Annotated in this window: 7 protein-coding genes; 5 read left to right on the top strand and 2 right to left on the bottom strand. The window is 64.4% G+C overall.

Annotation, left to right across the window (positions count from 1 at the left end):
* Window positions 1-52 precede the first annotated feature (52 nt).
* Together VMS96_09200 and VMS96_09195 are read right to left on the bottom strand one after the other, a co-directional pair.
* Window positions 53-268, bottom strand: a complete 216-nt coding sequence (locus VMS96_09200; protein ID HVP43599.1) for a hypothetical protein — start codon at window positions 266-268, stop codon at window positions 53-55.
* 57 nt (window positions 269-325) lie between these two features.
* On the bottom strand, window positions 326-1,144 hold the full coding sequence (locus tag VMS96_09195; protein ID HVP43598.1) for an IclR family transcriptional regulator: 819 nt from the start codon (window positions 1,142-1,144) through the stop codon (window positions 326-328).
* 178 nt (window positions 1,145-1,322) lie between these two features.
* Here VMS96_09195 and aceA point away from each other — a divergent pair, with 178 nt between their 5' ends.
* The 5 genes from aceA to VMS96_09170 form a co-directional block, all read left to right on the top strand.
* Window positions 1,323-2,729: an isocitrate lyase gene (gene aceA / locus VMS96_09190; protein ID HVP43597.1), complete on the top strand. Its 1,407-nt coding sequence runs from the start codon at window positions 1,323-1,325 to the stop codon at window positions 2,727-2,729.
* Window positions 2,730-2,859: 130 nt separating this feature from the next.
* Window positions 2,860-4,959 (top strand): hypothetical protein, encoded by a 2,100-nt coding sequence (locus VMS96_09185; protein ID HVP43596.1) that lies wholly within the window; start codon window positions 2,860-2,862, stop codon window positions 4,957-4,959.
* A gap of 33 nt (window positions 4,960-4,992) precedes the next feature.
* The gene (locus tag VMS96_09180; GenBank protein HVP43595.1) at window positions 4,993-5,589 is read left to right on the top strand and encodes a hypothetical protein; all 597 of its coding nucleotides are present in this window, start codon (window positions 4,993-4,995) and stop codon (window positions 5,587-5,589) included.
* Window positions 5,590-5,612: 23 nt separating this feature from the next.
* Entirely contained in the window at window positions 5,613-5,948 is a 336-nt protein-coding gene (locus VMS96_09175; protein ID HVP43594.1) for a PilZ domain-containing protein, read from the top strand.
* Between the two features lie 100 nt (window positions 5,949-6,048).
* Window positions 6,049-6,865: hypothetical protein (locus VMS96_09170; protein HVP43593.1), on the top strand; the 817-nt coding region annotated here is incomplete at its 3' end.

Here is a 6,865-nt window from a genome sequence, read left to right as displayed (position 1 = left end):
ATGACAAGCCCCGCCTCCGCGGGGCTTTGGTCTTGCTGCCGGAATGCCGCCGCTAGCGGCGCCGGCCGCCGGTGATCATCATTCCCGCCCCGCCGAGGATCATCACCGCGCTGACGATGGGTGGGACCTTCTCGTTGTGCTGCATCTCTACCCCGACCGACAGGTCGCCCGCCCGGATGCCATGGGTCTCCCGCTGCGGGATGGTCATGAAAAGCGAAGCGACCCCTAAGACCAGGACCACCAGTCCGAACCAGAACAATGCGCGCATTACGGCTCCTTTGCTGCCATGAGGTAGGATGCGCCCCAGAAAGGCCGGTTTGGCTGCCTACAAGCTGGGTACGTAGCTGCGGCGCGAGCGGGCGTCATAGCCCAACTGGTGGGAGATGCGGAGCGCCGCCTCTTTGACCGAGGCGGCGATCTTGGGCAGCATCTCCCGGCTCACCTGGTGGATGGTGCCGGTCGTGCCCAGGCTCGCTTCCACCTGGCCGCTGGCGCCGAAGATGGGCGCGCCCACACAGCGCACCTCCGCGCTGTTCTCCTCGTCGTCCACAGCGTAGCCCTGCTCGCGGACCCTCTCCAGCTCCTTCATGAAGCGCGCCGGCGAAGTGATGGTCTTGCTGGTCAGCTTCTTCATGCCCCGTGCCCGCAGGACAGCCTCGATCTTCTGCGGGTCGAGATAGGCGGCCAGCGCCTTGCCCACACTGGTGGAGTGGATCTCCATCCGCTTGCCGACCCAGGTGTCCATCTTGATGAAGCCCGGGGCCTCGACCTTCTCCACGTACACCGCCTCGTCCCCGTCGAGGATCGCCAGGTGGACGGTCATGTGGGAGTGGTCCACCAGCTGGCGCATGGCCGGCAGCGCCGCCTCCCGCACGTCCAGGCCAGTGAGCGCGCCCCGCGACAGGCTCAGCACCTTGACCCCCAGCCGGTAGCGTGCCGTTTCGGGATCGCGGCGCAGGTATCCCCGGCGCTCCAGGGTGCGCAGGATGTAGCTGGCAGAACTCTTGGGGATGCCGAGCTTGCGGCTGATGTCGGCATTGGTCATGCCGCTGCTGCGGTGGGCCACCGCCTCCAGGATCTCGAGGGTGCGCTCCACCGCCACCGAGGGGGCTTCGGGTGTCATGGCTTTGCCAATGTACAGCATCTGGAATTTGTGTTCAATAGGCTGAACAGGTGCGTTGACCCTCGGAAATCGCGAATCCTAGGCTTTCTCCATAATGCTGAATAACCGTTCAGCATCTTGAACACTGTGACCTCCATCACAGGGTCAAGGGCCCCCAGGGGCGGGCGGTCCGCCCCGGAACGGACACAGGAGACAGGCAATGGGTAACAATGGAAGCAACGGCAAAGGGAACGAACTCACGCAGCCATGGACCACCGACCCGCGCTGGAAGGGCATAACCCGCCCCTACTCCGCGCAGGACGTGGAGCGGCTCCGCGGTTCCATCCAGGTCGAGCACACCCTGGCCCGGCTGGGCGCGGAGCGCCTCTGGCGCCTCCTCCAGGAGCCCGGTTACGTCCACGCCCTGGGCGCCATGACCGGCAACCAGGCGGTGCAGATGGTGCAGGCGGGACTGCGCAGCATCTACGTCAGCGGCTGGCAGGCGGCCGCCGACGCCAACGACGCCGGCCAGATGTATCCAGATCAGAGCCTCTACCCGGCCGACAGCGTCCCCAATCTCTGCCGCCGCATCAACAACGCGCTGCAGCGCGCCGACCAGATCCATCATGCCGAAGGCAGGAACGGCATCTACTGGTTCGCGCCCCTAGTCGCCGATGCCGAAGCCGGCTTCGGCGGAACGCTCAACGCTTTCGAGCTCATGAAGGCAATGATCGAGGCGGGCGCGGCCTGCGTCCACTTCGAGGACCAGCTCTCGTCGGCCAAGAAGTGCGGCCACCTGGGCGGAAAAGTGGTGGTGCCGACTAGCGAGTTCATCCAAAAACTGATTGCGGCGCGGCTGGCGGCCGACGTCCTGGGCGTCCCCACGCTGGTGATGGCCCGCACCGACGCGAATAGCGCCGGCTTGTTGACCAGTGACATCGATCCCCGCGACCGCGAGTTCTGCACCGGCAAACGCACCGTGGAGGGCTTCTTCGAGGTCCGCTCCGGCATCGAAGCGGCCATCGCCCGCGGCATCGCCTACGCGCCCTACGCCGAACTGGTCTGGTGCGAGACCTCCGAGCCCAACCTGGAGGAGGCGCTCCGCTTCGCCGAGGCCGTGCTCCGCGAGCATCCCGGCAAGATGCTGGCCTACAACTGCTCGCCGTCCTTCAACTGGAAGAAGAAGCTGGACGAAGCTACCATCGCCAAGTTCCAGCGCGAGCTCTCCGCCATGGGCTACAAGTACCAGTTTGTGACCCTGGCCGGCTTCCACGCCATGAACCTGAGCCTCTTCGAGCTGGCGCGGGCCTACAAGGACCGCGGCATGACCGCCTACTCGCGTTTGCAGGAGAAGGAATTCGCCCGCGAGCACGAACACGGATATGGCGCAGTGAAGCACCAGCGATTCGTCGGCACCGGATACTTCGACGAAGTGCAGAAGGTGATCACCGCCGGGCAGGCCTCGACCATGGCTCTGCACGGCTCGACCGAGGAGGAGCAATTCACCGGCACCAAGGCGCCGCAGCATGTCCCGGGAAAGGACGCATCGTGCCAGCCGATCCTCGGAGACTGCCCGGTCAACGTGCCCACGCAGATCACCAATCGCAAGGAATCGGCAGCCGACTAGCGAACCAGGTTCCTCTATCGGCCCGGGCTCCGGCCCGGGCCTTTTTCTTCCCTAGGGTAGAGATGCCCTGCCGGGCGTCTCTACCGCTATACTGTCGCGTTCCTAACATCGGGCACGACAGGAGGACGCCGTGCACTTCCGTGTGTTATTTGTCTTCTTCTGCATGACATTGTTTGCCAGCACCGCCTCGGCCCAGACCACCACCGCTTTTCCGCCCTGGCTGAAGGACGCAACCGCGAAGTCGAAAGCGGAACTCGTCAGCAAGTACGGCGAGGCCCAGCGTGCCCGCATCGAGCGCGGCCTCAAGCAGGTGGGCGATTTCTGGCGCTCCGCGGACGGCGACCAGGCTGCCTTCGAAGCCTTTGTGAGCTCCGAATTCGCCGGCGACCAGCAGGCCCTCGATACGCTCTTCACCCGCTTCGAGAGGCTGATGGAGCAACTCGACGGGCACATGCACGAGATCAACCGCGAGTTCCGCAACGTCGCCGACCTCGATGTCGGCCCTATCCAGCCCTACGACGAGATCTTCGCCGGCTACGATCCCGGCGCCCACGTGCTGGACGACTTCTTCCAGAACAAGCTCGCCTTCGCAGTCCTGCTGAACTTTCCCCTGACCACGCTCGAAGAACGCCTCACCCAGGGGCCGGCCTGGACGCGGCGGCAGTGGGCGGAAGCTCGCCTGGCACAGCGCTTCTCCAAACGCATCCCGGCCGACGTGCAACTGGCCATCGCCGAGGCCGCCTCGCAGTCGGACGCCTACATCGCCAGCTACAACATCTGGATGCACCACGTGGTGGACGACGGCGGCAACCGCCTCTTCCCTGCCGGGCTGCGCCTGCTCTCCCACTGGAACTTGCGCGACGAGATCAAGGCCGACTACAGCGACAAGCAGAACGGGCTGGCCAAACAGCGCGCTATCCAGCAGGTGATGGAGCGCATCGTCACCCAGACCATCCCCGCCAGCGTGATCGACAATCCTTACGTGGACTGGAATCCCTTTTCCAACCAAGTCAAAGCCGCCGCCGTGCACGACGGCGACGTATCCGGCAAGAAAGACCTGAAGGCGAGCAACGCCGCCGAGCCCGACACCCGCTACGCCATGCTGTGGAAAGATTACCTGGCGGTGAAGAAGGCCGACCCTTACTCGCCGACGGCGCCCACCCACATCGCCCGCCGTTTCGACGAGGACCGCGAGATCCCGGAAGCCCGTTTTGAAGCGATGCTTAAGGCCGTAGTCACCTCTCCCCTGGCGCCGCGCATCGCCAAGCTCATCGAGACGCGGTTGGGGCGCCCTCTCGAACCATTCGACATCTGGTACAACGGCTTCCGCGCACGCGGCCAGTACACTGAGGCCCAGCTCGACGAGATCGTCTCCAAGAAGTACGCCACCGCCCAGGCCTACAAGGATGACATCGCCAACATCCTGGTGAAGTTCGGCTGGACACCGGAGCGGGCCCGGCAGCTGGCGGCCAACATCGTGGTGGACCCGGCGCGCGGTTCCGGCCATGCCATGGGCGCCGGCATGCGTTCCGAGAAAGCACATCTGCGCACCCGCGTGGAAAAGAGCGGGATGAATTACAAGGGCTACAACATCGCCGTTCACGAGATGGGACACAACGTCGAGCAGACCCTCTCGCTCAACGACATCGACTTCTACCACCTGAGCGGCGTGCCCAACACCGCCTTCACCGAGGCTCTGGCCATGGTCTTGCAGAACCACGACCTGGAACTGCTGGGGCTGGCCAAGCCCGATGCCCAAACCAAGGCCATGGCGACTCTCAACGAGTTCTGGGGCACCTATGAGATCGCCGGCGTCGCCCTGGTGGACATGGCGGTGTGGCACTGGATGTACGACCATCCCAAAGCCAGCGCCGCCGAGCTCAAGCAGGCTACGGTGCAGATCTCCAAGGACATCTGGAACCGGTACTACGCTCCCGTGTTCGGCAAGAAGGACGTGGTGCTACTAGGCATTTATTCGCACATGATCGATGCCTTCCTCTACCTGCCCGACTACCCTCTCGGCCACATGATCGCCTTCCAAATCGAGGAAAAGATGGAGGACATGGGGAAAATCGGGCCGGCGTTCGAGAACGCGGCCAGGTATGGGCGCGTCGCCCCGGACGTGTGGATGAAGCACGCCACCGGCGCGCCGGTCGGCGCAGAGGCGCTGCTGGCGGCAACGGAAAAGGCGCTGCAGCAACTGGGGACGGCGACTCCGCACAGTCACTAGCCCGGTTGCCCCGGCTGCGGTACAAGCAAAGCCATGACCCACGCTCAACTGGTGAAGCTGGCGGAGTCATGGCTTCGCCGTTCCTACCGCTGCGGCGTCATTCTCTCCGAGCAAGCCTGCTCCAGCGGCGAGGTTGCGGACGTCATCGGCTGGAAGGGTAGGTGCCGGTCGGTGGTGGTGGAGTGCAAGGCTTCGCGCGCCGACTTCCTGGCCGATGCGCAGAAGCCGTGGCGCAAGGACCCGGACCTGGCGCTGGGCTGCGAGCGCATCTATCTGGCACCCGCCGGCCTGATCGCCCCCGCCGAGCTGCCCGCAGGATGGGGACTGCTGGAATGCCGCGGCCGCAAGCTGCAGTTCGTAGTCAAGCCGCGTCGCGCCAGCTTGCGCACTCCGCAAGGCATGATGCACGAGATGAACCTGCTGCTCGCCAGCCTGCGGCGGGTGGAAGTGCGCATCGAGCCGCGGACCATCACCGACTTCCTCAAGTGGAAGAACCGCCTGGCAGAGTACAACGGTGGCGCCTATCCTGCCGGACTGATGCTCCCGGAAGAGGAGCCGAATCCGTACCTGCAGGAAAAGCAGGCGTGCATGTCCGGTCGGGCGATTGACAGCACTCTCTCGCAGGACTAACCTCTGCTACCCACGAGGGACCCATGCCACAGTCGAAGAAGGACCACCGTCGCGCCGAACGCTTCCCCTACTGCATCCCGACCAGCGTCCGCCATCCCCGGACCACGAGCCGCGCCATGGGCGTCACCGGGAACCTGAGCCAAAAGGGGGTGTTCTTCTTCTTCGACACCAGGGTCGAGCCGGGCTCCGCCATCGAGCTCATCATGATCATGCCGCCGGAGATCCCGGAATTCGCGCAGCGCTGGGTGTGCTGCAATGCCCGCGTGGTGCGGGTGGAGGAACGCCCCGGCGAGAAGCAGGTGGGGATCGCGGCCGAGATCACGCGCTGCGAAGCTTTGCCCGAGATCCAGGGCTGGTAACTCGTCCAGGGACTCAACGCGGGTCGAGGATAACCAGCGCAATACCTGCCGTGACCTCGGTAACTTTGCGCCCCCGGATTATGGCCTAATATCGTACCGGATGAACCTGCCCTTCTCTCCGCAGCCGAAGTCCTGGTTCTGGGCGGTCTGGGGATTGGTGTGCGTCAACGCCGTATTGTCCCTCGCACTCCGGCGCAGCTATCTCCTGACCGCCGTCGGGGATTTCACGCAGTGTCTTCTTCTGCTCGCTGCGTTCGGCTTCATCGCCGGCAACGTGCCCAGGACGGAGGGCCGCACCAGGCTTTTCTGGATGCTGTTGTCCCTGGGCTGCGGCATGTGGCTCTCGGCCCAGGTGCTGTGGACGTTCTTCGAAGTGTACCTGCGGAAGGAAGTGCCGAATCCCTTCGTCGGCGACATCATCCTTTTTCTGCACGAAGTGCCGATCATGGGCGCGCTCGCGGTGCGGCCCCACATCGAGCGTGACGAGCAAGCCGATCGCCTCGGGGTCGTCGACTTCGTCCTCCTGCTGGTTTGGTGGCTCTACCTCTATCTTTTCCTAGTGATCCCGTGGCACTACGTTTCGTTCAACGACCAGCTCTATGGCAAGAGCTTCGACGTCCTTTACTTTGCCGAGCATGTAGTCGTGGTGATTGCCGTTGCGCTGGCTTGGTGGCGCAGCAAGGGCGGGTGGAGGACTGTGTACGGACACCTTTTCGGAGCCGCCCTGGTCTATGCCCTTGCGTCGGTCACCAGCAACGTTGCCATCAACCTCGGCAAGTACTACACGGGCAACCTGTTTGACGTCCCCCTACTTGCGGCCATGGCGTGGTTCGCCGGAGTAGGCGCCGTGGGAGGCCGGACCAAGGTCCGCACCGGGGTCCAGCCGGAAGCGGGGACTGCCCAAAGCGCCTGGATCT

This window comes from Terriglobales bacterium, assembly GCA_035543055.1.
In the GTDB taxonomy this organism is placed as follows: domain Bacteria; phylum Acidobacteriota; class Terriglobia; order Terriglobales; family Acidobacteriaceae; genus JAIQFD01.
This window is presented reverse-complemented; position numbering and strand designations above follow the sequence as displayed.